The organism is Vibrio sp. 10N.286.51.C3 (assembly GCF_003050065.1).
Classification (GTDB): domain Bacteria; phylum Pseudomonadota; class Gammaproteobacteria; order Enterobacterales; family Vibrionaceae; genus Vibrio; species Vibrio crassostreae.
Genome location: NZ_PIGC01000012.1, coordinates 103,197 through 130,175, shown reverse-complemented (window position 1 = coordinate 130,175; position 26,979 = coordinate 103,197). Strand labels below are relative to the sequence as shown.

19 protein-coding genes are annotated in these 26,979 nt (G+C 43.5%); 9 read left to right on the top strand and 10 right to left on the bottom strand.

Features of this window, described 5'->3' with window-relative positions; all coding sequences use genetic code 11:
- Positions 1-9: 9 nt before the first annotated feature.
- Entirely contained in the window at positions 10-618 is a 609-nt protein-coding gene (locus CWO27_RS14735; protein ID WP_048660188.1) for a DUF2238 domain-containing protein, read from the bottom strand.
- Between the two features lie 201 nt (positions 619-819).
- On the opposite strand from CWO27_RS14735, the gene CWO27_RS14730 reads away from it, so the two are divergent.
- On the top strand, positions 820-1,659 hold the full coding sequence (locus CWO27_RS14730; protein WP_009845327.1) for an isopenicillin N synthase family dioxygenase: 840 nt from the start codon (positions 820-822) through the stop codon (positions 1,657-1,659).
- 291 nt (positions 1,660-1,950) lie between these two features.
- On the top strand, positions 1,951-2,571 hold the full coding sequence (locus CWO27_RS14725) for a DNA-J related domain-containing protein (protein ID WP_107899150.1): 621 nt from the start codon (positions 1,951-1,953) through the stop codon (positions 2,569-2,571).
- A gap of 145 nt (positions 2,572-2,716) precedes the next feature.
- Here CWO27_RS14725 and mrdA read toward each other — a convergent pair whose 3' ends face one another.
- The 5 genes from mrdA to CWO27_RS14700 all read right to left on the bottom strand — a co-directional run bounded on the left by mrdA (position 2,717) and on the right by CWO27_RS14700 (position 10,758).
- A complete protein-coding gene (mrdA, locus tag CWO27_RS14720; protein WP_019826612.1) occupies positions 2,717-4,615 on the bottom strand; it encodes a penicillin-binding protein 2 in 1,899 nt (632 codons plus the stop codon).
- 382 nt (positions 4,616-4,997) lie between these two features.
- A complete protein-coding gene (locus CWO27_RS14715) occupies positions 4,998-6,653 on the bottom strand; it encodes an ABC-ATPase domain-containing protein (protein ID WP_048660185.1) in 1,656 nt (551 codons plus the stop codon).
- A 120-nt stretch (positions 6,654-6,773) separates the two neighbouring features.
- The gene (locus tag CWO27_RS14710) at positions 6,774-8,681 is read right to left on the bottom strand and encodes a bifunctional diguanylate cyclase/phosphodiesterase (protein WP_102432523.1); all 1,908 of its coding nucleotides are present in this window, start codon (positions 8,679-8,681) and stop codon (positions 6,774-6,776) included.
- 178 nt (positions 8,682-8,859) lie between these two features.
- Positions 8,860-10,059, bottom strand: coding sequence for an enoyl-ACP reductase FabV (gene fabV / locus CWO27_RS14705; RefSeq protein WP_107899149.1), 1,200 nt, complete (start codon positions 10,057-10,059; stop codon positions 8,860-8,862).
- 81 nt (positions 10,060-10,140) lie between these two features.
- Positions 10,141-10,758 carry an arylesterase gene (locus CWO27_RS14700; protein ID WP_076657240.1) on the bottom strand — a complete coding sequence of 206 codons (618 nt, stop codon included), beginning with the start codon at positions 10,756-10,758 and terminating at the stop codon, positions 10,141-10,143.
- Between CWO27_RS14700 and CWO27_RS14695 the strand changes: the two genes are divergently transcribed.
- The 3 genes from CWO27_RS14695 to CWO27_RS14685 all read left to right on the top strand — a co-directional run bounded on the left by CWO27_RS14695 (position 10,757) and on the right by CWO27_RS14685 (position 15,859).
- Positions 10,757-11,431: an ABC transporter ATP-binding protein gene (locus tag CWO27_RS14695; RefSeq protein WP_004730959.1), complete on the top strand. Its 675-nt coding sequence runs from the start codon at positions 10,757-10,759 to the stop codon at positions 11,429-11,431. The two genes, CWO27_RS14700 and CWO27_RS14695, sit on opposite strands and share 2 nt — an antisense overlap.
- Position 11,432: 1 nt before the next feature.
- Positions 11,433-13,871, top strand: a complete 2,439-nt coding sequence (locus CWO27_RS14690) for an ABC transporter permease (RefSeq protein ID WP_107899148.1) — start codon at positions 11,433-11,435, stop codon at positions 13,869-13,871.
- Between the two features lie 533 nt (positions 13,872-14,404).
- Complete coding sequence (locus CWO27_RS14685; RefSeq protein WP_102432526.1) at positions 14,405-15,859, top strand: NAD(P)-binding protein; 1,455 nt, start codon at positions 14,405-14,407, stop codon at positions 15,857-15,859.
- Positions 15,860-16,021: 162 nt separating this feature from the next.
- Here the strand turns inward: CWO27_RS14685 and CWO27_RS14680 are convergent, their stop codons facing one another.
- From CWO27_RS14680 to CWO27_RS14670, 3 genes are all read right to left on the bottom strand, one after another.
- The gene (locus CWO27_RS14680) at positions 16,022-16,972 is read right to left on the bottom strand and encodes a biotin-dependent carboxyltransferase family protein (RefSeq protein WP_102432527.1); all 951 of its coding nucleotides are present in this window, start codon (positions 16,970-16,972) and stop codon (positions 16,022-16,024) included.
- A complete protein-coding gene (locus CWO27_RS14675) occupies positions 16,965-17,717 on the bottom strand; it encodes a 5-oxoprolinase subunit B family protein (protein ID WP_107899158.1) in 753 nt (250 codons plus the stop codon). Before CWO27_RS14675 ends, CWO27_RS14680 begins: the two co-directional genes overlap by 8 nt.
- A gap of 159 nt (positions 17,718-17,876) precedes the next feature.
- Positions 17,877-18,620, bottom strand: a complete 744-nt coding sequence (locus CWO27_RS14670; protein WP_048660176.1) for a 5-oxoprolinase subunit PxpA — start codon at positions 18,618-18,620, stop codon at positions 17,877-17,879.
- Between the two features lie 170 nt (positions 18,621-18,790).
- On the opposite strand from CWO27_RS14670, the gene CWO27_RS14665 reads away from it, so the two are divergent.
- From CWO27_RS14665 to galE, 4 genes are all read left to right on the top strand, one after another.
- A complete protein-coding gene (locus CWO27_RS14665; protein WP_107899147.1) occupies positions 18,791-20,854 on the top strand; it encodes a TonB-dependent receptor plug domain-containing protein in 2,064 nt (687 codons plus the stop codon).
- Positions 20,844-21,380 carry a YfiR family protein gene (locus CWO27_RS14660; protein WP_107899146.1) on the top strand — a complete coding sequence of 179 codons (537 nt, stop codon included), beginning with the start codon at positions 20,844-20,846 and terminating at the stop codon, positions 21,378-21,380. The genes CWO27_RS14665 and CWO27_RS14660 overlap by 11 nt, the downstream gene beginning before the upstream one ends.
- Positions 21,380-23,353: a diguanylate cyclase domain-containing protein gene (locus CWO27_RS14655; RefSeq protein ID WP_107899145.1), complete on the top strand. Its 1,974-nt coding sequence runs from the start codon at positions 21,380-21,382 to the stop codon at positions 23,351-23,353. The genes CWO27_RS14660 and CWO27_RS14655 overlap by 1 nt, the downstream gene beginning before the upstream one ends.
- Positions 23,354-23,438: 85 nt before the next feature.
- Complete coding sequence (gene galE / locus CWO27_RS14650; RefSeq protein WP_048608318.1) at positions 23,439-24,452, top strand: UDP-glucose 4-epimerase GalE; 1,014 nt, start codon at positions 23,439-23,441, stop codon at positions 24,450-24,452.
- A 339-nt stretch (positions 24,453-24,791) separates the two neighbouring features.
- Here the strand turns inward: galE and CWO27_RS14645 are convergent, their stop codons facing one another.
- Positions 24,792-26,939, bottom strand: a complete 2,148-nt coding sequence (locus CWO27_RS14645; protein WP_048668925.1) for a TonB-dependent hemoglobin/transferrin/lactoferrin family receptor — start codon at positions 26,937-26,939, stop codon at positions 24,792-24,794.
- Between the last annotated feature and the right edge of the window lie 40 nt (positions 26,940-26,979).

Sequence of the window (26,979 nt, the reverse complement as noted above, 5' to 3'; positions counted from 1 at the left end):
AAGCTAGTATCAATGAACTTTGACACGCCCTTGGAGCTTAAGAAGTATTAGCGAGACAATTGCGCCAGTTGTATCACACAGCATGTCTTTCTGCGCATCCCAAATATCACCTTGTGAACCAAGGAATGCGATACCTTCATCACCACCTGCAATCTCCGCGTACCACCACTCGATAATTTCATAACCTGCAGCAACACCCATGATCGCAAATAGCGCAAAGAAACACGCCAGTACCGGTTGAGCCAGTTTTTTACGAATCAAGTACTCTGCGAGTGGGTAAGCATAAAGGCCAATAGAGAAATGGGCGACACGGTCAAAGTTATTGCGTTCAGAACCTATCATGTTATTAAACCAATCAAATGGCACTTCAGCGAAGGTATATTTCGCGCCTATCGTATGCAAAATCAGCCAGATAAACATTAAAACGTAGGCTGTCTTAGTGAAGGTGACCTTTGTTGATAACCACCAAATACCCACCAATATCGCGAGCGCTGGGACAATTTCGGCAATCCACACAGCTCTTGAAGAGGGAGCGAACGCTGAAAATAGAAACACAGTCAGATACAGCGTCGTCAATGACAGTAATGGTCGATTTTGAGCAAGTGGCGTGATTGTCATATCAAGATCTCTCGTCGAAGTTTTTAATAGTGTTACACAATAATGAACAGTGTTCAATTGAGGTTTAATCACCAGATTTGTTGAAAAGTGGCGTTATCGCCCAGTATCTAGACAAACGGTTGCTAGAGTTTCACAAAAGTTTGATTTACAACAAAGCGATCCTTAAAATCGCTCTATTACTACATAACAAGAAAGAAAGTCATGAAACTGGAAACTGTCGATTACCTTGCTGACGACGCAGCAGAACAATTTGTTCGCTCTCTACGTGAAACTGGTTTTGGTGTTCTTAAGAACCACCCAATCCCGAAAGAGCTTGTTGAGTCAATTTACGAAAACTGGTACCAATTCTTCATCTCTGAAGAGAAAGAGAACTTCCACTTTAATGTTGAAACACAAGATGGATATTTTCCACCTTCAGTATCTGAAGTTGCTAAGGGCCACACTGTAAAAGACATCAAAGAGTACTTTCACGTATACCCTTGGGGCCAAATCCCTGAACAGCTCAAAGAACAGATTCTAGATTACTACCAACGTGCGAATGCTTTTGCTCAGGAGCTGCTAGGTTGGGTTGAAGCTCATGCTCCTCAAGAAGTACAAGAGAAATTCTCTATTGCGTTATCAGAAATGATTAACGGCAGTGAACAGACTTTGCTTCGTGTTCTTCACTACCCACCAATGCAAGGTGATGAAGAGCCAGGTGCAATCCGCGCTGCGGCACACGAAGACATCAACTTACTGACTGTTCTTCCTGCAGCAAACGAGCCGGGCCTTCAAGTTAAAGCACAAAATGACGAGTGGTTAGATGTTCCATGTGACTTCGGTAACATGATCATCAACATCGGTGACATGCTTCAAGAAGCATCAGGTGGTTACTTCCCATCGACAACTCACCGTGTAATCAACCCATCAGGTGAACGCCAAGAGAAGTCTCGTATCTCTTTGCCTCTATTCCTTCACCCGAAACCAGAAGTAGTGCTATCTGAAAAGTACACAGCAAACGAATACCTAATGGAACGTCTAAGAGAGCTTGGCGTTATCTAATGAGTTAAATGCTTAGTCCCTAATACTGGATAGATGTGAAAGGTCAGCTAAATTGCTGACCTTTTTTGCATCTATAGCAAAAAATAGCTCCTGTATTGCTTACGGTTGCGTTCGACTAAACGGTATTCAGTCTTGACGGTAAAAAGTGTCTTTAAGCCAAGCGATAGAAAGTTGTTTGTCCTTAAGCTCGACAAATCGTAGAAAATCGCTTTCAATTAAAGAAGATACGTAACGGATGCGAAACAGGTTACTTATAAATCCATTAATTCAGAGAAGCTAACTGAGTCAACTATGTCGAATCATCAAGATGTGAGAGCAAACTTTCATTGCCATATGGAGAACCCATTGCTTTGGCCGATAATGGAAGTGCTTAAGCAAAAGCCAAGCGGATGGAAAGTACACACATTGGCGGCTCATCTGAACGACCTTGGGTTTGTGCCAGTGTTAGATGCAGTGCCTGAGAAAGAGTTGTTTAAGAAGAACTTCCTTATCATGAATGCGCTTTATCAGCTTCAAGAAACCTTACACCCTGATGGTTGGCTCCAAGTCCAAGCGATGGACATCGAATGGATGAATGGTCGTTATCACGGAAGCAGTCACAGCATCGATCATCAAGATCCACTTCGAGACTACTACATTAATTGGGTTAACTATGAAGCGGATGAAGGTGAAGTTAAAAGGCTGTTGAACGAATTTTGGACTCGGTACCGGAAGTTTGTTGGTGGTGATGAGCTCGATATGGATCGAAGCCGAGCGTTGAACCTGTTTGAGCTACCCATAGACGCCACTCATCATGAGATTAGAAAACGTTGGCGACAACTGGCGTTGAGATGGCATCCAGACCGAGATGAGGGCAACACCGCAAAATTTCAGACGCTCTGTGAAGCATGGCATGTATTACGAAGCTCATAATCGACAGTCACTTTTAACTGCCTAGCTGGGTGGAACCCTAAAATATAAAGCCCCATATTGTGAGTGACACAAGTGGGGCTTTGTCGTAATTACGTTATGTTTTGGGTAACTACGTTATGTGTTGTAGCGACTTAAGTTGTTGGTGCTAGGAGTGATCTTTACTCTCACCACTTTTATGCTCAAAGGCATAGTCGAGTACTTTACGGATATAAGGTGCGCCGACTTTCGAGCCGCCGTTACCGTGTTCAATGACCACAGTCGCGACATATTCAGGGTGTTCATAAGGTGCGAAAGCTGTGTAAAGCGCGTGGTCAAGTAGATGCCTAGCGAGTTTCTTCGAGTTGTAGACCTGATCTTTCGCAAGATCAAACACTTGTGCAGTTCCTGATTTACCGCCGCTCGTGTATTTAGTTCCCTTAAATGCACGCCTGCCGCTGCCTCGACTTCCGTGGTTCACGAGTCGCATCGCGTTGATGGGCACATCCCAAATTCTATCCGGTACTTCAGTGATTGAGGGCATTGGCTCCGGTTCGACAAGTTTTTGGGTACTGAAATCTTCACCGTGGTCTAAGGTAGCTCGTAAGATATGCGGTGGCATCACCTTACCATGATTAACCAATACTGAAGTTGCTTTAGCAAGTTGCATCGGTGTCGAAGTCCAATAACCTTGGCCAATACCAATCGGTACTGTGTCGCCCTGATACCAAGGGGTGCGATAACGCATCATTTTCCATTCTCGAGTCGGCATGTTGGCGGTACTTTCTTCATAGATGTCGATACCTGTCGGTTCACCAAATCCAAATCGGTTCATCCAACTTGAGATTCGGTCAATACCCAAATCAAAAGCGGTTTGATAAAAGAATGAATCCACAGACTCTTCAATCGCTTGGGTGACATCAACAGGCCCGTGCCCCCAACGTTTCCAGTCACGCCACGATTTGGAGTTTCGTTTTGAACCGGGAATTCTCCATACCCCATGGTCGTTACGAATTGTATCTTCAGAGATAACATGCTCTTGCAGTCCTGCCACAGCCATAAATGGTTTAACAGTTGATGCAGGAGGATAAACACCTAGAGTCGTACGGTTTACCAACGGGTGAGCAGGGTCATTCAATAAGCGTTGATAGTTCTTACTCGAAATGCCGTCGACAAAAAGGTTAGGGTCGTAACTCGGGCTTGATGCCATCGCTAACACGCTGTTGTCTTTTGGATCGAGAATAACTGCGCTGCCAGTTCTATGGTCAAGTTGCTCAAAAACGTATTTTTGCAGTTCAAGGTCGATATTTAGCACGATATCTTTGCCGGCTACTGGCGGCACGTATTCAATCGTTCGAACAACTCGTCCGCGGCTATTTACTTCTACTTCCTGATAGCCCTTGGTTCCATGTAGGATATCTTCGTAATAACGCTCAACGCCGAGTTTACCTATAATTGTTGTAGCTTGATAATTCGCATCTATCCCTTGTTCTTCAAGTTTTCTTAGATCGCTATCGTTGATATGCGCCACGTAACCAAGAACGTGGGTAAGAACCTCACCATTCGGGTAAAAACGCTTTAAGCTGGTATCGATAGATAACCCGGGGAACTGGTACTGATGAACAGAGAACTTCGCAATCTCTTCTTCCGTTAAGTTCTCTAGAATGGTCACTGATTTAAAACGGCGGGTGTTGTGATAACGTTTTTTGAAACGGGCGATCTGCTCGGCATCACGTGGGACGTATTTGTCTAGCTTGGCGAGCATTGCATCGACATCATCGGTTTGCTCTGGAATCATAGTCAGATCAAAGACAAGTTTGTTCTCTGCAAGCAATACGCCGTTACGGTCGTAAATCAGCCCACGAGTAGGGGCGATAGGCAACACTTTGATCCTGTTGCCATCGGCACGAGTTTGATAGCTTTTAAAATTTTCAACTTGAAGTCGGTATAGGTTGCCGACTAAGACAAGAGTGAACATCAAGATCCCACAAAATGCGACGATTACGCGGTTTTTGAATAGGTTCACTTCGATTTTATGGTCACGCATCTTAACGCGTTTATGATTCATTGAAGCCTCAAGGGTTTGTTACATTTGGTTACACTTGTCGAGTCGGGACTTTATCTGAATATCACTAGGGTTTTGTAAAAGCTGTGTCATGATTTTAGGGAACGACAGCATTAGATGGCGGTAAACAGCGCCTTTAATTTTCTTATTACAAAAGTTGATAAGTAATTGATGTAAAGATTGGTTTTGTGAATCTTTAGAGTTGAAGAGTTTTGATAACACTACAAGTTGGGCAAATAGAGGTTAGAAAGATTTACGGCCCTCAGAATGAGAGCCGTAGACCGTTAATTTGCTGACTTAGTAGCTAGTGATTTAGAAGCTTAGTAAATTGGAAGCTTGGAACTTCAAAAGCTTAGAAGCACTATCAATCCTATAATTAACGAAATCAATTCGAAGGCTTGAACTGAGATTTACGCATACGGTTAAGAGCGGCCATCACATCTAATGTTCTTGGTTTCGCTAAATCACCGTAGTTAGGCATGTTAGCGTGCCATTCGTTTTCCAAAATAGCGTTGAACTCTTTCGCTGGGTTGTTTGACCAACCTGGAGTTTGTGCAAATTGGAACCAAGCCCAACCGATCGCGTTTACTTCAGACGGCGATTCTAATTGCTCAAGCGCAGAAAGGTCTGCGAACTCTTTACCAAAACGCAGTGACTCTTTGCCTTTCGCATTAACACGGAACTTACCGTCAGTAAGAATGTTCATGAGTGAAGCACGGTTCAATGAACGCGGCACAAACGTTTCTAAAGCCGTCTCGCATTCATTAGTACGCTGAGTAGGGTGCTGAGCAATAACGTCTTTTGCTTTTTCCGTCACATCTACCGCTTGGTAGTCGTGCATTTGAATCACAGTGTTCGCCACATCCAGGTAATCACCAGAGCCACCCATTACAACAATGGTAGAGATGTCCATCTCTTCACGAAGTTGGCCAATGCGGTCGACAAGTGGCGTGATTGGCTCATCGCCTTTTGACACTAGCGCTTGCATACGCTCATCACGAATCATGAAGTTAGTCGCTGACGTATCTTCATCGATAAGTAGAGTTTGAACACCGGCTTCAATTGATTCTTGTAACCAAGCCGCTTGAGACGTAGAGCCAGATGCATCTTGTGTACTGAAATCAGACGTGTCCTTCTGCATAGGTAAATGGTTGATGTAGTTTGACAGGTTCAAGCTGTGCACACATCGACCATCTTCAGCACGGATCTTCATCGTATCAATCGCAGTTACGATGCCTTCACGACCGTCACCAGGAATATGGTTGTAGATAGAACGTTCAACGGCGTTCAACAGAGTCGATTTACCATGAAAACCACCACCAACGATTAGCGTAATGCCTTTTGGAATACCTAGGCCAGTCACGTCACCTTGGTTTGGTGTGTTTAATGTAACGCTCAACGACTCTGGAGCTGCGAAAGGCACCGCGTCTTTCATCGGCAGGTCACAGTTACCCGCGATACGCGGTAGTACACTGCCGTTTGCAACGAACGCCGCTAGGTTATTTTCGTCCAATTGAGCACGCAGTGCTTCTTGGTCTTCAATCGTTTCACAGTGCTTAATCATTGCATCGATGTTCAACTCACGCTCAAGCGTTGCGCGACGAATAAACTTCGGTAAGTAGAAAGTGATGATGTTGTTCGCTTTCTTAGCAAGAATGCTACGGCCATCAGCAGGTAGGTTGATACGGAAACGAATTTCGATACCGTGTTCTGTGAAAACAACGGCCGTATTGTCTAATACTGTTTGGCCCGTCAGGGCGATAGACACGGTCGATTCTTGTTTCGCGAACTCAGAGAAGCTACGTGCAATAAAGTCACGAGCGGCTACTTGGTATTCATAAGATTTTTCTTTCAGCCAATCTAACCCGGTCAAAGACCACGCGCGCGTTGCACGAAAACGAGAAGCTGACGCGTATGGGTCACCTTGAATGTGGTCGATGTGTAATTCAAAATCAGCAAAGTCGTATTGACCTTTAATTTGTTGATATGCACGGTAGTTTTGTTTTTCGAGCTTTTTAAGCTTTGCAGTCAACTGATCCATAACGAGAAATGCCTATATAAGGGGAAAGATAAAAACAGAAAGGCGGCGATTATAAAAATCACCACCTTTAGAGTAAAGAGAAAGTAGGCCTAAATCCAAAACTAACTGCTCTTTTCCGCGTTAAGCGTAGCGAGTTGTCCCCAAATAGTTTTGATTGATTAAGCTGTGTTCGAATTCTTGGCTCGGCATTGGCCTTCCGTAAAGGTAGCCTTGGCCCACATCGCAGCCTTCATTAATAATAAATTGCTCCTGAACCTCAGATTCTATGCCTTCAATCGTGACTTTTAGGTCGAGCTTTTTCGCAATTTGAACAATAGAACGAACAATTTCCGAGTCTTCGTGTGAGTTGAGCATTTGGTCGACAAAGCTCTTATCAATCTTAATGGTATCAAATGGGAATTTCTTGAGGTAACTGAAAGAAGCGTAGCCCGTGCCAAAGTCATCCAATGACAATGTAACGCCAATATCATGCAGAGATTCTAAGGTATTCTTGGCAACCACTTCATCTGCAATCAGGCCGCTCTCCGTGACTTCAAGTTCTAAGCAACGAGGTTCTAGATGGTAGGTTTCGAGTAGGTGAACCACTTGTTCCGCAAAGTGCACGTTCTTAAGTTGAATCGCAGACACATTCACGGCCATTTTGAAATCGTCAACGTATTCAGACCACTCTTTGGCTTTTTCAATCGCATTGCGAAGAACAAAGCTACCCACTTCGAAAATCAAACCGTTTTGCTCAGCCATATGTATCAAGGTTTCGTTAGAAATGTCACCCAAAACAGGATGTCGCCAACGGAGCAAAGCTTCTGCACCAACCCAGCGATGCGTCAGCGGGCATACCTTGGGTTGAAAGTAGAGCATAAGGTCATCATTGCGAACGGCTTGAAGCAAATAGCCTTCGATCTTATTAATATGGGTTTGTTCTTCGGTATGAGATTGAGAGTAGTAAGCGAACTTTTGTCCTGAATCTTTACAGGCTAACATCGCTTCAGAAGATTTTTGCAGAATGCGTTCCGCATCATCTTCGTCGTTCGTAACTGCAATCCCAATAAAGGCGTGCAAATGCACTTTGTCACTTTCGATATCAAATTCTGAATGGCCAACTTTAACTAGCGTCTGGCAAAGTTCTTCTAGGCGATGGTCTAAATCTTTAACGCTAAACGCCAACACGAGGTCAACTGAAGTAGGGCGTGCTGTTAACACTTCTATATCAGAGATACTGTCGATGCGTTTTCGGTATTCAACAAGTACTTGGTCTAACGCACTATAGCCGTATCGAGCTTGTATGCGTCTGCCGTTGGTAAAACCAATATGAACGACTGCAAATGAGCTGTCTGTTAGCCTTCTTTGTGACAGTAGCTTGTGGTTCAAGCGAGATTCAAATGCGGTTCGGTTTAAAAAGCCTGTACCGAGATCGTGATTCTTTTGGAAATTGATCTTTTGCTCTGCTGCTTTTCGCTTATCAATCTCTTGATTTAATGAATAATTAAGACTCGCAAGGTCTTTAGTCCGAGTGTAAACACGGTTTTTCAAGTCTCTATTCATTTGAGTGAGCTTAGCATGCTGAAACAGGGTTTTAAGCTGGGACTCTATCGAGGTGCGAAAGCTCTGTAAAAGCTTGATATAGGTGGGAGTGTAGTGGTTTTCTTTTGAATCTAAAATGCAGATGGTGCCAAATAATTCGCCATTCGGCCAAAGCAGCGGAATACCACAGTAAGAGACTAAGCCGAGCTTGATATCTGGATTGTTTTCCCAGTCAGGATCGGCGAGGGCATTGGGTACAACAAGTTGTTGTTGAGACTCCATCACCGTTTCACAGTAAAGCCCATTACCTAAGGTTTCAGAGTCACCTTTGTTGTAAGGGTTATTTTCACTACGGCTGGTTGAGAAAACTTCAATATAGTTGGCGTGAACACGCATGATAAGTGCGGCGGGCACTTGAGTGATTTGAGCCAAGAGGTCAACAATGTTCTGCCAACCTGACTCCATATCGTCTGGAATATCTAAGTCTATCGTTTTTATTTTCTTCATATGACTCCGAGTCAATTATGCTAAATGCATCAACACATCCTGTGTTAATTATGATGAACCAAATAAACTATGAACCTTACGTTAATTAATTATAAGAAATGTTGCACGAAAAAACCTCCGCAATTTTGCAGAGGTTTTCAAATGTGAATCTGGGTCTCAGTAATGAGATAAGTTTCGATTAAGGCTTTAATTTTATAAAATATTCAGTATTAAGTTTCTGGTTATAGTCTACCGAAGGTTGAGCAAACCCATTTAACTGCAGAAACTCCTCTTTAAACCCTTGGTAATCGCCTAACATTTTGAAGTTGTTCTCATCCATCTTTTCTAACAGCTCTGTTACGTGTGCTTGGGTTTCAGGGTCTAATTCCCAGTCATCCATACGAATCAGACGTTCACCATCAAGTGGCACTTTAGTTTGTCCATACAGTTTGCAGCTAAACAAGCGTTGCATCTGTTCAATACAACCTTCGTGGGTCTCTTTCTCTTTCATAACTTTGTACAAAGCAAGTAGATAAGGGCTGAGTCCCGGGATGAAAACGCTCGCTTTAGTGACTAGGGCTTTACAGACAGTCGCGTAAGCGTTGCCATCAAAGTTAGCTAACTCTAAGTTAAGTGCGTGGCTGGTTTGGTGAAGGTCGATCTTAGCTCGCCCCAATGTCCCGTCTAAATAGATAGGGTGTGTGACTTCTGGACCAACATAAGAAAACGCGATTGTCTTACAACCCGGGGCGATAGATTCAGCGTTGATAAGCTCATCTATCCATTGTTCCCAATCTTCGCCGCCCATCACTTTGAGTGTGCTTTCGGCTTCTTCTTCCGTTGCAGCATCAAGTGTGTTTGTCACCCAATTGTCGTGCTCCAGAGAAATCGTCGCGCCAGTTACGCTTTCACCAATAGGCTTGATGGCAGAGCGCCAAAACTCATCGGAATCTGGTTTAGGACGAACGCCCGCAGCTAAGCTATAGATAATCAGGTCCACTTCACCTTCAAAGTAGGTTTCAATGGCTTCAACAACTTGTGAACGTGTTTCTTGCGAAAATGCATCGCCAACGATATTGATAGCAGTGCGTTGCTCTCGTTCTGCTTCTTTTTTGAAGTAGATGTTGTTGTACCAACCAGCACTACCTAGGGATTTTTCGTTTGGACCGCGCTCGAATGAGACGCCGATAGTGTCAGCTTTTGCGCCGCCAAAGGTAAGGGCAATACGAGCGGCAAGGCCAAAGCCTGAGGAAGCGCCGATAATCAGTACGCGTTTAGGGCCATCTTTGATTTGCGGCGCACTCTTAACAAACTTGATTTGTTGCTTTACGGCTTCTTGACAGCCAAGAGGGTGAGCGCTTTTGGCTACCACACCCTTGATAACAGGTTCGATCAGCATAAATAACCTTACAGTTAACGGTGATATGCACTCAGGCTAACGTAAAGCTGTGTAAAATTTATTGAGCTAGACCATTAAAACTTAAAGATACTGATATAATTCTTCGGCGACGAATTCAGCAATCCAAGGTTGAGCTTCTGGTTTTGGATGCAGTCCATCGTTCATCATCCACTCAGGTTTAAGGATGATGTGCTCAAGGAAAAAGGGCAAAAGTGGCACGTTTTGTTGATCAGCAAGCGCTGCAAAAACGTATTCAAACTGCTGGTTGTAACGCTTTCCGTAATTCGGTGGGATTTTTATCTGCATCATTATAGGTTTCGCGCCCGCAGCTTTTATCTGCTCAATGATTTGATCAAGATTCGCAGACATCAGCTTCGGTGGGAATCCACGAAGTCCATCATTCGCACCAAGTTCAATAAGAACAGTGTCTGGAGCGTGTTCTTCAAGCAATTGTGGTAGGCGAGCCAAACCATTGCCAGTTGTGTCACCCGAAATACTTCCGTTAACCACGGTGACTGTTTTGTCATGCTTTGCTAATGCGTCTGGTAACAGGCTTGGCCAACTCTGTTTGATGTCCATGTTGTAACCAGCACTCAAGCTATCACCAAGGACCAGTAGCTTAGAATCTAACTCGGTATCTTGAGCCAAAGAAGCGGTTGAAAATAAAATAAAGAATAAAAAGGAAATTAGTCGAGTCATGCATACATCCATCATTAAAGCAGAAGCTGTTTCGAAGACAGTGTCTACTAATCAAGAACATTTAACAATCCTAGAGCACGTCGATATCGATATTCGTGAAGGCGAAACCGTCGCGATTGTCGGCACGTCTGGTGCGGGTAAGTCGACCCTAATGACGCTGCTAGCTGGTCTTGACGTACCAACGAAAGGTGAAATCAGTTTATTAGGGCAGCCACTTTCACAGCTTGATGATGAGGCAAGGGCTAAGATCCGTAGTGAATCGGTTGGGTTTGTATTTCAAAGCTTCTTATTAATCCCAAGCCTATCTGCACTACAAAATGTCACGCTGCCTTGTTTGTTGAAGGGAGAAGACGAAGACATCGAACGCGCGACTGCTTTGCTTGAATCCGTAGGCTTGAAAGACAGGCTTGATCACTTGCCGTCCCAATTATCTGGTGGTGAGCAACAAAGGGTCGCGTTGGCGCGCGCATTTATGATCAAGCCAAAAATCCTTTTTGCTGATGAACCCACAGGTAACCTAGACCAGCAAACGGCTGCCAAGATTGTTGAGTTGTTGTTTGAATTGAACTCATCTCACGGCACCACGTTGGTTTTGGTGACACACGATCCTAAGCTTGCACAACGTTGCCAAAGAACACTTAAGATGCATGTCGGTCAGATAGAGGAAGTCTAAATTGAATTCATCAAACGGACTGAATAAACGCCTTTTTTCATGGAGTATTGAAGAGATTCGACACGGTCAGTTGTGGCCAGTTTCAATCGCTTTAACGCTTATTATTGCTTGTGTGTTTGCATTGTCGGCGTTGGCAGAACGTATGGAGCAGGTAATTGTTAAGCAGGGCAAAGATGCACTTACTGCCGATAGCGTGTTCATATCAGCAAACCCAATTCCGCAATCCTTGTTAGACCTCACTCAAGTTGAGCAACTAGAAAGCTCCCAACTAACCCGTTTTTCAACCATGGCATTCAGTGACAACTCGATGCAGTTAGTGACGGTGAAAGCGGTTGAAAGTAATTACCCATTACGTGGCGAAATGATCTTAGAGGGCGTTGATAAAGCATTAAGTAACCATGTTGAGCCGGGTGAACTTTGGCTAGACGAGCGTATATTTGCGCAGTTAGAAGTAGACATTGGTGACAATGTCACTATTGGTGATGCCGATTTAACGATAACAGGGCGTATCACTCAAGAACCGGGCTTGAGCTTTAACCCATTCCAGCAAATGCCAGCTGTATTGATACACAAAAGCGATATCGATGCGACTGGTGCCATTCAACCGGGAAGCCGTGTAAGTTTCAGGCTGTTCTTGAACGGTGATGATTCAAAACTGAAAGCCGCGCAAGACAGCGTAGAATTAACCCCGAGTGACCGCTGGCGTACTCAAGATTCTGCGAGCCGTACTAACGACATGTTCGAAAGCACGACTCAATATCTTTCGCTAACCGTTGCTATCGTTGTGATCATGGCTGCGACCACTTTGGTACTCACGTGCCAACATTATGTGGCGAGTCGTCGTAAAACCATCGCGATGCTTAAGAGCTTAGGTGCAAGCAAGCAGTGGATCGTTAAATGGTTGTCTGTACAGGTCTCTCTGTTAGTGGTTATCGGTGCAGTACTGGGAATTACCATAGGTATCGGCTTAGAGTTTTTGCTTCGTATACCTCTGGGTGACTTATTACCAACGCCGCTTCCTAGCTATGGTATTGAACCTGCTATCTTGTCGATTTTATCAAGTATCTTAATTGGTGTTCCTGCTCTTGGTATCCCGTTAATTGGCTTGGTCAACACCTCAGCAATCAGTGTTATTCAATCAAGTCACCAGTCAAATGAAAGCTATAAGAAATACTTGTTGTTACTGGTACCGATCATTCCAATGATGCTGATGTATGGCGACAATCTATTGGTATGGATAGTTCTAGCTGGTATCGCTTGCCTGTTCTTAGTGCTCGCAATTGTGAGTACGCTTGTTTTGCGCTTAGTTGGTAAGCTGCCGACGTCGACATCTATGCGTTTGGCATTAAGCCGAATTAATCGCACACCATTAGCAACTGGAATTCAATTTGGCTCTTTGGCACTGTCACTGATGTTGTTGTCTATCATCTGGTTGGTCAGAAGTGATTTACTGTCAGATTGGCAACAAACCTTGCCCGAGAACGCGCCCAATGCGTTTGCACTTAACATTGCAAGCTATGAAAAAGACAGTTATCTCGAGACGATTGATGCAAACGAAGTAGAGCGCACTCAGGCGTTTCCAATTATCCGAGGAAGATTGACGACTATCAACGGTGTTGAAGCGTCGGAATACAGCGATACCTCAGGAGAAACAGACGCACTAAGTCGCGAGATCAACTTCACTTGGGGAGATAGCTTACCTGAGTACAATGAAGTGTTAGAAGGCCGCTGGACACAAGAGCATGGCGTATCGGTGGAATCGGATGTCGCGAAGCAGTTGGGTCTAAAGATTGGCGATGAGCTTTCGTTCACAATCAACAGCCAGAATGTCTCTGCCCAGGTGAATAGCATCCGTAAAGTCGAGTGGCGTGAAATGAAGCCGAACTTCTATTTCATCTTTACTCCAGATGTCTTGAGTTCAATTCCTTCTACTTGGCTAGTGAGCTTCAGATTAGAAGAACAACATAATCAAATGCTCAACGAACTCTCTCGAAATCACCCAACCGTGAGTTTGATGGATATTCGTAAGATGGGTAGCAAGATACAAGAACTGCTCAAACAGATTGTTTGGTCGATTACTGTACTTGCGGCGTTAGGTGTGGTGGCGGGGCTGTTGCTTATCTTCACTCTATTGCGATTAAGCTTATCTCAAAGACAACAAGAGATACGCTTGTATCGAACATTAGGCGCGAGTAAGAAGCGAATTCTCAATACTATTTGGTGTGAGTACGGGTTAATGGCGTTAGTCGCAGGCTCAATTGCAGCACTCGGTTCTGAGCTCAGCGTAGCAGGCGTTATGAACTTTGGCTTTGAGTTACAACCTTCACTTCACCCGATGCTGTGGATAGCGCTACCTGTGCTAACGTTCATCACATTGGCCGCGGTAGTGAATAGCTTAATCAAACGCTTGTTGGCACCAGTAAACAAGGATTTTGGTTAGTGGTTAGCGTGATCTAACCAAATGCTTTAAAACGGTCTAAAAGTGAAATTATTTATATTTAGTCATGCACTATTTATAAGACGTCGCTTTAGACCGTTTTTTATTTGACCAATACATAGCACAACTGACAAATATCTCACCTTTATTTCCCAACTTTTTAGTATTTTTTAAAACTAATGGCACAATAATGCCGATTTAATGAATAGCGGTTAGTCCCTGTAAACAAAGGGTTTGCGCAACTTAGCAAGAACGTTATCAACAGTTATCCACAAAAACGGTGGATAACTTTAGGGATAAGTTAACATCTATGTTTTAAGAGTACTGAGGCAGCCTTTATGTGGCGTCACTTAGGACAAATTTGACTGTTAGAATAACCTTTAAAACTCTATCTGGAGTTATTGAGTCAAGAGATTATTTATGTTTTTTACATAGATATTAAATCCCGCCTATCTAAGACCTTGATAAAAATGTGTTTTAATTCATCGCAGAACAAAAGTAGAATAGCGGCAGTTAATCTTATTCTACAGAACACGATGAACCACAACAAAACGGATACAAATCAACCTTCTATTGCCATTGTTGGTGGTGGTATTGCCGGAACAACAAGCGCGATTCACTTTAGTGAGTTGGGTTTTAAGGTCACTATCTTGGAAAAAGGGCCGAGTTTGGTTAATGGTCCACCAATTTGCCACCTACACGCTGGCGGCAATTTGTATCGAGATATTTCTGTAGAGCAGTGTCTCCAGTTGCTTACGCAGTCAATTGATACTGTCCGCTTATTTCCTCATACGATCAATATCCGCCCGACAATCATAGCCGTTCCGCACAGTGATGGTGGAGAGCCGTTGGATCTGCTTCCTCGCCTTAAGATAATCAAGAGCGCTTATACCGAACTTGTTAAACAAGATAAGAGCAACCAAGTGCTTGGTGATCCGGAAGAGTATTACAAGCTGTACAGCAAAGAAGACTTACTAGCACTTTCTACAAAAACTCAGCCCCTGAAACCCACATCACTTGATGATTGGTGTGTTCCTTTCGCCAAACATACAGATTTAGAGACCCTTAAGTATCCTGTTGCTATGGTTCAAGAGTACGGCTGGAGTGTATTCCGCTTATCTGCGACCGCTCAACTGTCTTTAGGGCAACAAGCTAACTGTACCGTGTTAACCAATAGCCGATTACAATCTGTTGAGTCGACGAGCCAAGGTTGGTCTTTGACTTATACCGATGCCGAAAACCAAAGCTGCCAACTAACGACCGATTACTTGATCAATGCCAGTGGATTTGAAACAGGTATTGTGGACGACTTTGTTGGCTCTAAGCAGCAAAGACTGGTTGAGTTTAAAGCCGCATACGTTACAGAGTGGCCGTATTCACAAGAATGCAAGGAAGAGTGGCCAGAGGTTATCTTCCATGGTCCGAGAGGCACTCCGCAAGGTATGGCCCAATTAACGCCGTATGCTGATGGTGTATTCCAACTTCATGGTATGACAGAAGGGATTACTTTGTTTGAGGGAGGGCTTGTTTCATCATCAACAGACTCGTCACAGCCACAGTTGCCTTCGAAGTTGCTTAAGAAAATTGTATCGGGTTGGAGTGAAGAGCAGCTTGAATTAAGAACTCGCGCGGCAATAACGCATATGTCTCAGTTCATCCCAAGTTTCAGCTCTGCACAGGTGGGTGGCAAGCCTTTGTTTGGAGCGCAGCAAATACCAGGAACGGATCCTAGCTTAAGAGCTTCAGACGTCTCATTCTGTGGTGAACGCTATGCTCGACTTGAAGTAGTGAAAGCTTCTTCAACATTAGAAGCGGCACAAAAGGTTGCTGAGCAATGGTTTGATGTATCAGAGGCGGTATCTATTGAAGATATGCACTCAGTGACAATGTCACTTAATCTAAATGATATTGAGAACCGAGCAATAGATTTGACCAAAGAACGTGGATACCCAGAAGCGCTTGCAAAGGTGTCAGGCCAAGATCACGCTTAATAGCCAATCATCATCGACTGCGCTTAACTTCTCCAATTCGGCTTACCGTAATAGATAAGCCGAATCTTCATTCAAACGCCAGCTTAGATACCGAAACTCACCTAAACTACATCTTCCTCGCTAATTATTCTTAGCTACATAGCACATAACACATAGCAAAGACTAATAGCCGAAAAACTGAGCCCATTGGCACCAAACATCTTGTAAGCCTAAGCGATCGCCTTTGCTGAACGATATCTCATGTCCCGGTTTGGCTTGTGCCAAGCGCGGCAAATCGATTCTGGCGACACATCCAATCTTCGGATAACCACCTATGGTCTGTCTGTCATTAAGCAACACGATAGGTTGTCCATCTTTAGGGATTTGAATTGCACCTAAGGCAATGCCTTCTGACAACAGCGAAATGTTAGGCGAGTCGACGGGATCGCCACTGAGTAGATAACCCATCCGATTAGAATTTTGATCAACGTGATACTGCGCGTTATACAAAGTCTCTCTTGCTGAATCGGAGAATAGCTCGCTTTGATAGCCTTCAATAACTCGTAGGTTCACGGGCAGGTTGTAATCAGGCTTGTATCTGAAGGTAACACTCAACGCTTTGAATGGACGAGAGAGTGAGTGTTGGGTAAATGCTATTTGTTGACCTTGCTGGCATGGCTCTCCATCTTGTGTTAATCCACCAATCTTTTCACGAGTCACCGTAGAGCAGCTATGAAGAGTTGATGGAACATCAAAGCCGCCTTTAATGGCTAAATACGCCCTTAAACCATTTTTAGGTAAACCAAATGAGAGAACTTGCCCCTTAAAAGCTTGAAAAGTACGCCAGTTAGCCTGTGGTTTACCATCAAGCTTCGCCTGTAAATCGCCCCCGCATAGCGCCATCTCGCAATCAAAATCAATTCGTAACGAGCATTGTCCAAGCGTGATTTCCAAAGCAGCTTGGTTTACTGGGTTGCCCAATAGATGATTGGCCCAGCTATAAGAGTAATCATCAACCGGCCCACCTTGCGTTAATCCTAGATGAGCAACACCAAATCGCCCAAAATCTTGTATCAAACTCAACGGACCGGGCTTAATCACGGTCAGTGTTGGTCTAGCGTTTGTCTTAGCCATTTACGATGCCTCCACCCAACTCTGCAAATTCTTGTTTTGAAATCGCGATGAAACGAACGGTGTCACCAACATTAAGCAGAGACAATGGTCTTTGAGTGATATCGGCGTTCTTCAATTGGCTATGCTCGAACAACGGAAGCGGGCAATTACCAATAATATTCCAGCCGCCCGGCGAGTCCGAAGGGTACACAGCTGTTTTAGTATCCGCGATGGCGATACTGCCTTTGGGCACATTTAAGCGGGGTGTAAAGTGACGGGGCAAAGCAAGCTCATTAACCACATCAGACATAAACGCAAAGCCAGGCATAAACCCAATAGCACTGACGCTGTATGTCTGTGAGGTGTGATATTGAATAATATCGTCCAGCGATAGGCCTTTGTCTTGATACCTGTCTAAATCGAGCGCCGTTTCTGGTGAATAATAGGCAGGAAGCTCAATCGTATTACGAATTTTACTAACACTAGAAAAGGACGATAGAGCGTGATTCATCAAATTATTGAGTTGTTCAATGAGCTGCTGTTCTGATATTCGATAAGGTAGGTAATCGACCAATATTGTTTGGTAAGCCGGCGTCACATTCATCAACACCGATGCTAAATTTTGGCGAATGGCATCGGAAAAGTGAGCCATATACTGCACATATTCAGCGCTAGCTTGATTATTTGAAGGCGATAGCGTCAAAGTCACCAAAACGCTGCATTCCGCGACTGGCGCTATATTGAATTCAATCTTATTCGTCGTCATTTCGTTTCCATACGTTTGTTTGCCTTTTGTTTGCTTACTTGGCATGTCTCACTTCCGCGAATAAACCAATACAAAGCAATTGAATCTTACGAGCGATTGATTAGGTGCTTGGTTAGGCGAACGAACAGGCCATGCGTCATACCAATCACACGCTTCATACTAATTAAAAGCGTTGAGGTCTTGTCTAATTTTTCTAATTAATGCAATAGATTGAGGGTTATCGCCATGAACACAGATAGTATCGGCTTCAATAGGCAGTCTTTCGCCCTCTAAAGTCGTGACTGAGCCATAGTTAATGATTTGCATGACTTGGTTATAGATATCGTCTTGATTGACGTAAACCGAGCCTTTTTGAGTACGTGGTGCTAGTTGCCCGTTGTTCAAATAGGCACGGTCGGCAAACGCTTCAAACAAAAGGGGTAAATCATGGTCGTCAGCAATATCCAAATACTGTTGATTGTCTGATGAAGAGAGAATCATCAAGGGGATGTTAAATTCAGCGACTGCTTGGGCTACCGCATTAAACACATCAATGTTCGCCATCATATCGTTATAAAGGGCGCCATGAGGTTTTACATAGCCAACAGAGGTGTGGTGATAGCGACATAGGGCTTGTAGTGCACCGACTTGATAGCAAACCAGCTCACTAATTTCATCCATAGTGTGTGGAATGGAGCGGCGTCCAAAACCAACTAAATCTTGATAACCGGGATGAGCACCAATTTGAGTGTGATAGTGCTGAGCCAGTTTTATCGTCTTGGACATAACGTGCGGATCAGACGCGTGAAAACCACAAGCGATGTTTGCCATATCGACCCATTCCATGACCGACTCATCATCGCCCATCTTCCAATTGCCGAAACTTTCTCCCATGTCGCAATTAAGCAAAATCTTCGTTGTCACGTGGTGCTAATCCTTTACGTTGAGGTAAGTAATGACGGTCTTATAAATACCACAAATAAACAGTGACCTAACTCATACTTTCGATACCGTAAATTTACCAGTATGGCATTTCATATATAGTTGAACTATTGATTAAAGGATTAATATCTATCTGTATATTAGGTGAGCACATGATATCCCGCCAGGTTTGCTTAGGACTAGCATTAACGACACCTGTTTTTGTCTATGCTCAAGTAAACTCTCTAGACCAACTCATGTCGATGAGTCTTGAAGAGTTGTCGATGTTAGATGTCGAAATGGAAACGGCTTCGAAAGTGACACAAAAACTCACTGACATTCCCTCGTCGGTGTATGTGCTTTCTAATGAGCGAATTCAGCGCAGTGGGGCAAAAACCATTGCGGAAGTCCTAACGCTTGTCCCTGGACTCAAAGTAACCAAGTTTAACGAAACCTCATGGTTTGTTTCTGCCCGTGGTTTTCATGATGGGCTATATAACAAGATGCTCGTGATGATGGATGGACGCAGCTTGTTTAGCCCAGTCTATGGCGGTACGTATTGGAGCGACGTTGATTATGTACTTGCCGACATCGAACGCATCGAAGTACTAAAAGGCCCCGGCGGAACAATTTGGGGAGGCAACGCGGTTAATGGTGTTGTCAATATCATTACTAAGTCTGCCAATGATACGCAGGGGACTTATCTCTCAGGTGTCGCTTCTAATACTGATAACTATGAATTTAGTGTTCGTCAGGGATTAAGCCTCAACGACAGTGTGAATGCTCGTGCCTTTTATAAGTACCGAGAAGAACCCACATATCGCACAAACGAATCTGAAAAATGGAAAGCACAAACGGCAGGGATGGTATTTCAGCCAAGTAATGTTGAAGAAAGTTGGTCATTACGTATTGGTGGTGAGAAAAGCTTTTATGAGTCGGAGTTGTATACGTTCCAATATGATAATTCAGGATCGTTTGTCGGATCACAAGCCAACGATTTTGATAATAAAAGCCAATCTGTTTATATCCAGTTCAACGATTCTCGCCATTTTGATGAAAGTTCGACACTCTCATATTCGTTATGGGGTGAATATAATGAGGATAACGCGCCAGACGCTCCGGGAAGCTATTCGACCATCGATTTTGACTCTACTTATATCAACCAACTATCGGCAAACCATCAGCTAACACTCGGTGGTGGCCTGCGATATATGTACCTTGATTTCTCCTCAAGCCAAGTTTCGGACGTGGATTGGTACAATCCCGATTACTACGGTAGAGCCTACAATATCCAATCTGCTAACGATTATATTGCGAACGCATTTGTACAGTCTCAAATTCAAATGACAGAAGCGCTATCGATAACTCTTGGCTTCAAGGCAGAACACTTTATACAGAATGACTCGACAGAACTTTCACCTCAACTACGCGGTTTATATCAGCTAAATCAACGCCATTCTGTTTGGGCTGGCTTGAGTCGTGCGGTGGTTGCTCCTTCTTATATGGATTCAAACTCCACATATTACTTCAACAGTTACTATGCTGATTCTAACGACAGCTACCTTGATGTCTATAAATCGAATTCTGACCTGGAAACAGAGAGCGTCGTAACGGCGGAAATGGGTTATCGCTACTCAAACAATTCAAATTTCGAACTCGATGCGACGATATATCTGAGTGAACATGACAACCTTCGCTTCCACAGTTATGACCCAAATGATATCCCCGCGAATCATGTCTATGTCGGTGTACTGTCTGATGATTATAAAGCGAAAACATATGGCTTGGAGTTAGGCGCAAGCTATCAGCTCACTCAAGATATCACCAGTTACTTGAGCTATGCCTACACAACATTAGAGGGAAAAAACAAAGGTGATGACCCTAAATCTAGTCCTCAAACGAGTGTTTATTACGATATTGATAATGAACATTTAGCCACGGCACAGTTGATGTGGAATATCACAGAAAGTTGGCAATTCGATGTGATTGGCCAGTACATTAATGTGAATTACCCAGACTATTGGGTAGCAGGCGATGGCACTCAATATGAATGGCAGTCTTACCCACATGAAATAACCTTTGATGCGCGTCTCGCATGGAAAAAGTCGTCCGCAGCGCCTTTAGTTGAAGTGGTTGTTGAAAACATAGGTAAGAGTGACGGCTACCAAGCTGAATTCACATCTCAGAAAAGCGTCAATCAAGAGTCGGTGTATGTGAGGATCTCTCATGAATTCTAAATGGCTTAAGCACCGCATTAAGCTCGGTTTCTTTAAATTAGGCCTTGCCGCTTTAACTATGCTTATTATGCCTTTGAATACCTCGGCAGCTAGCTTCAAACCTTATGAAGTGAAAGCGGTGTACCTTTTTAGAATTGCGAATTTTATACGTTGGAATGATGAAAGCTCAATGAACGCTGTGAACTTTTGTGTGATTGGCGATGAAAAGGTAAGCCAAGTGCTGACGTCAATTACAGAGGGGAAATCTATTCGTTCGCTCGCTATCCAAGTTCAACAGTCGATTACATCTAAGTGTGATATTACGTATTTGTCTGACCGTAAAAATGACCAATTCCTTAGTCAAGAGCACTCCCCACATACTGTGACAATCAGTGATATCCCTAACTTTACAGACTTAGGTGGAGTCATTGAGCTTACTCACATTGATAATAAGCTCAAACCTAAGATCAATCTCGAGAATGCAAGGCACTGTGACTACGTCATTGGCTCAAACCTGTTACGAATCGCTATAGTGGAGGACCAATAATGCTGTCTTTCATTAATAATATATCGATAAAAAACAAGTTGATATTACCGATTATCATCTTCATCACGGTTACTTTGGTGACAATTCAATCGGTAAATTACACTGTCACGTTTGAAAGAGAAAAAGAAAGCCTGATCCAGCGAGTTAAAGTGTTAGCACAAGGTGTTGCTTATAATCTACAAGCCGCGATTCTATTTGAGGACAAATCTTCGGCTCAAGAGATTTTGTCAGCTTTCGTTGCAGATAAAGATATTGTCAGGGTCAAACTCTATGACATTAACGAACAGCTATTTGCTAGCTACCAAGTGAACAACACATTGGTTCCAAGGCCGAACGCAGATGAATTAGACGATATCGCGGATCATCAATTTGCCATCTCTGAGCATTTAATCTTCTTGCTCGTTCCTGTGATGCTGGATGACGCTGTTATCGCGAACTTGAGAGTGACAATATCAAAAGAGACGTTTAATTCAATCTTAACGAATATTTTCAAGGTTGCAGCCGTCTATCTTCTGTTTCTGGTGATCTTAGGCGGCGTGCTGGTCAAATTGGTTCAACGCTTGATTATCGAGCCGATGTTTGACCTCAATGACGCGATGCAAGCCTTTGTCGAACGCCGATCAGAGCAGCCAAAATTAGTCGTAACCAACCGCGATGAGATTGGGGAGCTGGTTCGAGCTTTTAATACCATGCTTGAAAGGCTTCAACACCGGGACAACCAAATCAATTTTACACTGGATAAACTCCAAGAAGAGAAGTCGTTCGCGAATGAGGTCATTGAGACCGTTCAGCACTCATTGTTGGTTGTAGATGAAAAAGGGGTCATCGTTCATGCAAATGCAGCCACTCGCGATATTTTTAAGTGCTCGGAAGCCTTTCTTGAACACTTGTTGATCCAAGAGTTGATCGTAACCAAGCAAGTTGGGTTCTTACAAGATGTTATCAACGCCAATATTGAACTGAATGACGAATTGCTGGAAACCACTGATCTCTTTCAATCTAAACGTTGGCTTCGAGTGAGTAGCCGTTCATTGTCAAAACATGGCCGTATCCTTTATGCAATTCAAGATGTCACGAACATCGAAACGGCAATGAGCCGCCAACGTATTGCGGCCGGTGTTTTTGAGAATAGTAAAGACGGCCTAATCGTACTTAACTCGTCCAACGTAATTACCATGGTAAACCCAGCGGTCACTGGACTACTGGGGTATCACGCCGATCTGCTGGTGGGCAAAACACCATTTGAAGTATTTTCTTGGCAACAGTTTTCGTCACTCATGCCGACTATTCGCAGCTCATTGGAAAATTATGGGCAGTGGCAAGGCGAAGTGTGGGAGAAAAGCGCATCCGGCACGTTAGTCCCTATGTTTGTCAAAGTGAATAGAGTTGCCTCAGACAACGAAAAAGACGAGTTTGATATGGTGTTAACTCTGTCTGATTTATCTAACGTTAAAGAGATGGAAAGACTCGAACACTTAGCTCATCACGACGCATTAACCGGGTTAGCGAATAGAGCGCAACTGTATAAAGTTATGGATGATGTTGTCACGTCGAGCCACTATTCAAATCAGCATTTTGCGGTTATCTACTTGGATTTGGATGGCTTCAAAGAAGTGAATGACAACTATGGACACGATGCAGGTGACGAAATCCTGAAAGAAGTGTCAAACAGGTTGTTATCTCAGGTAAGAGCGGGAGATTTGGTTGCACGTTTGTCGGGAGATGAATTTGTACTTATTATTAAGCAGACAAACAAAATCTTATTAGCGAAGCTAGCCGAACGTTTGTTAGAGCTTATCGGGCAAGAAGTGAATTATAAACAGCGTTCGCTTCACGTTGGAGCGAGCTTGGGCATACACTTAGTTGACGGTTTGGAGCGTGATATCGACGTGATTCTAAAGGTTGCCGATGAAGCGATGTACGAAGCGAAACGCAAAGGAAAAGGTCAATTTGTGTTCTCTCGTGATAGTTAATAGCCACAGGCGTTTGTGGGCATTGTCTAAGTTGTTGTATCATAAGTGATAGGTTGAATAATTTTAATTAAAAGGTCTGCTAAGCATGAATGTTTTAGTTACAGGTGGCATGGGTTACATTGGTAGCCATACAAGTATCCAGATGATCAACGCAGGTATGACGCCTGTACTTTTTGATAGCTTGTACAACAGCAAACCAAGCGTTTTAGAACGTATCGAAAAAGTATCGGGCGTTCGTCCCAACTTCATTGAAGGTGACGTTCGTGATAAAGCGCTTTTGACTGAAACAATGAAGCAACACAACATCGAAGCGGTTATCCATTTTGCGGGTCTAAAAGCCGTCGGAGAGTCTGTGGAAAAGCCTCTTGAATACTACGATAACAACGTAAACGGCACGTTAGTTCTTGTTGATGCAATGCGTGATGCGGGTGTAAAAACCTTGGTATTCAGCTCTTCAGCGACAGTCTACGGCGATCCAGCAAGTGTTCCAATTACTGAAGACTTTCCAACAAGCGCTACCAACCCATATGGTCGTAGTAAATTAATGGTTGAAGAGTGCTTAACCGATTTCCAAAAAGCCAATCCGGATTGGAGCATTACACTGCTGCGTTACTTTAACCCAGTAGGTTCACACCCAAGTGGTGAGCTAGGTGAGGATCCACAAGGTATTCCAAATAACCTAATGCCATTTGTATCTCAAGTCGCTGTTGGCCGCCGTGAGTTTCTATCTGTGTTTGGTAGCGATTATCCAACAAAAGACGGAACTGGCGTTCGCGATTACATCCACGTAATGGATCTATCTGATGGTCACATTGCAGCGCTTGAGAAAGTAGGGCGCAAAGACGGTCTTCATATCTACAACCTTGGTACGGGTAACGGTTCAAGTGTATTGGACATGGTTAAAGCGTTTGAGAAAGCGAGCGGTAAAGATATCCCTTACAAGCTTGTGGAGCGTCGTCCTGGTGACATCGCTGAATGTTGGGCAGATCCTGCTAAAGCTCAGAAAGAACTCGGCTGGAATGCTACACGTACACTGACTGAAATGACTGAAGATACATGGCGCTGGCAGTCAACCAATCCTGATGGTTTCCCTGGTTGATCTAGTTGTTTCATGAATAGTTAACTTACAAAAAGATGCTTTAGGGCATCTTTTTTGATCTAAATCGAATAAAAAGTAAATTAGTGGTTAAAAAGTATCATTCTGTATCTGTTGTGTTATCATGCACGCGAATTATATGTTTAATGTTAATTTTCTTTGGAGTTAATCATGGAACTAGGCCTAATCATCACTTTCATCATTGCTGCAGCAGTAATGGTTAAGAAAGAAATGGCAGAGAAGTAATTTCACTTTATCCCTTTTTGATACAATTTTTAGTGAAATAATAAAAGCCAGCATTTAGCTGGCTTTTTAGTATCTGCAATTCAGGTTTTTAACGAATTAGAATTCGTATTTAGCTGAAATACCGTAGTTTCTTTCCGCTTGTGAGTTCTCTTTATAAAGCTCATCATCGCCGCGAATGTCGTTCCAACGGTAGTACTCTTCGTTAGTTAAGTTGAATACACCACCACGAATAGTAAGATCTTTCATTGGCTTGTAGTAAGCTGTCAGGTCAACAACCGTAGCACTCGGAAGCTCAGCTTGATCAGCGTTGCCGCCGCTTTCGTCCTCGAAGTTGATGTCTGAACCAGACTTGCTAGCTGTGTAGTTTAACTTAAGGCTAGTACCCCAGTTTTGGTTTGGCGCATCATAGTTAAGACCAAATACTGCATTCCAAGGATTCACACTGTTTAGCGCATTTCCGTTACCGTCTTCGCCTTCAGTGTAAGACGCCACGAAATGAGTTGAAATACCTGCAGGTGCGCCCACTAAAACATCCCAAAGTAACGTGTTAGAGAATTCAACACCCTTAATTGTTGCTGAATCTAAGTTAACGTTAGAGTAGTGTGTGGTGCCACCAACTTTCTTCGTTACCACAGTTTCAATGAAATCATCGTAATCACTGTAATAAGCCGCAATTTCAGATGAAGAAGCCTGAGTATTATGACGGTAACCTAGCTCGTAAGAGATACTGGTTTCAGACTTAAGATCCGGGTTTGGGTCATTTACGTAACCATGTCCTGGGTTGTCATACGTGTAGTACAGTTCATCGAAAGAAGGGGCTCTAAAGCCTTGGCTAATTTGGCCAAAGATGGTGCCTGTATCAGTAAGTTTGTATGTTGAGCCTAAACGTCCAGTCACCGCGGAATCTGAGAAATCAGTTAACGATTCTGCCGTATTGTTGCCTGGATCCGTTGAGAAGTAGTCAAATCGAACACCTGGAGTAACAACAAGTTTGTCGTTCATTAGGCTAATTTCGTCTTGTACAAACAGACCAAATTTCTGCTCTTTAGCATCAGGAGTGTATACATAAAGCTGGTCATCAGTAGCAGGATCAGAGTTGTACTCCATGTTTGTATTGCTAATGTCACTATGTGTATATGTCGCACCGTAAACTAGGTAATGGTTGTTAATCTCTTTATCTAACTGCGTTTCGATCTCAAGCTTATCTTCTGTGTATTCATAATCTTTGGTTTGCAAGTTATCGTTGTTGGCTGGCACCCAAGGTGGCATACCTGGACCCGCTGGCTTAAAGCGCTTCGTCACACCATTTTCTTCTTTAGAAATGTATGACACTTTGCTCGTCACTGTGTCAGCGATAGCGCCATCTGCGAACCAAATGTGCTTAATAGCGAATCGATTTTGTGTTGTGTCATCAGCACCAGTATAGCTATCGTAACTTGAGTGATAGATGTCAGAGTCTGAAGTATCTTTGATTAGCTCAGCTAAAAACTCGATACGATGGCTTTCATTCAATTGATATTGCAGTTTTACCAATAGGTTATCTGCTGATGTGTCTTGATCTTCTACCGCGTAATTTTCTAAGTTGTTCGAGTCGCGGAAGTTTTGAAGCTCTTCACCGTCACGGCGCGTGTAGGCAACCAATGTTTCAAGGTCACCAAATCGATTAGCTAATGCAACATGCTCACTGAAAGAGTTATCTTCTGAAGAGTAAGACAGTTTCGCTTGTCCACCGAAGTTTTCGCCATCTTTCAAGAAGTCAGAAGGGTCTTTAGTTTCGAAAGCAACAACACCACCAATAGCGTCACTTCCGTGTAAACTTGAAGCAGCGCCTTTGATGATTTCAACGCTTTTTAACATGTCGGGATCGATTGAAATACCGCTAGAGTTGATAAATGCATAAGGGCCACCATCAAATGAACCTGGTTGCGACGAGCCATCTACTAAGATCTTGACGCGTTTACCTTCCATGCCACGAATGTTGATGGTTTGTGCACCTTGGCGAGAGCTTGAGTTCATCGTTACACCCGGAGTGTATTCGAAGATTTCATTCACGTCTTTCGCCATATTTTCTTCAATTTGCTTATCCGAGATGACAGTAACAGAAGCTGCTGTATTGATAAGTGTTTGATTAGTACGAGTCGAAGATACAACAACCTCGTCAAATAGGGCATAATCTTCAGCAAAGGCTGATGTTGATGAAAGCGCTAAAACGATTGAAGCAGAGAGTAGGGATTGCTTATACATCTGATAGTTACCTTAATTCCATAGTATTATCTTGATTTGC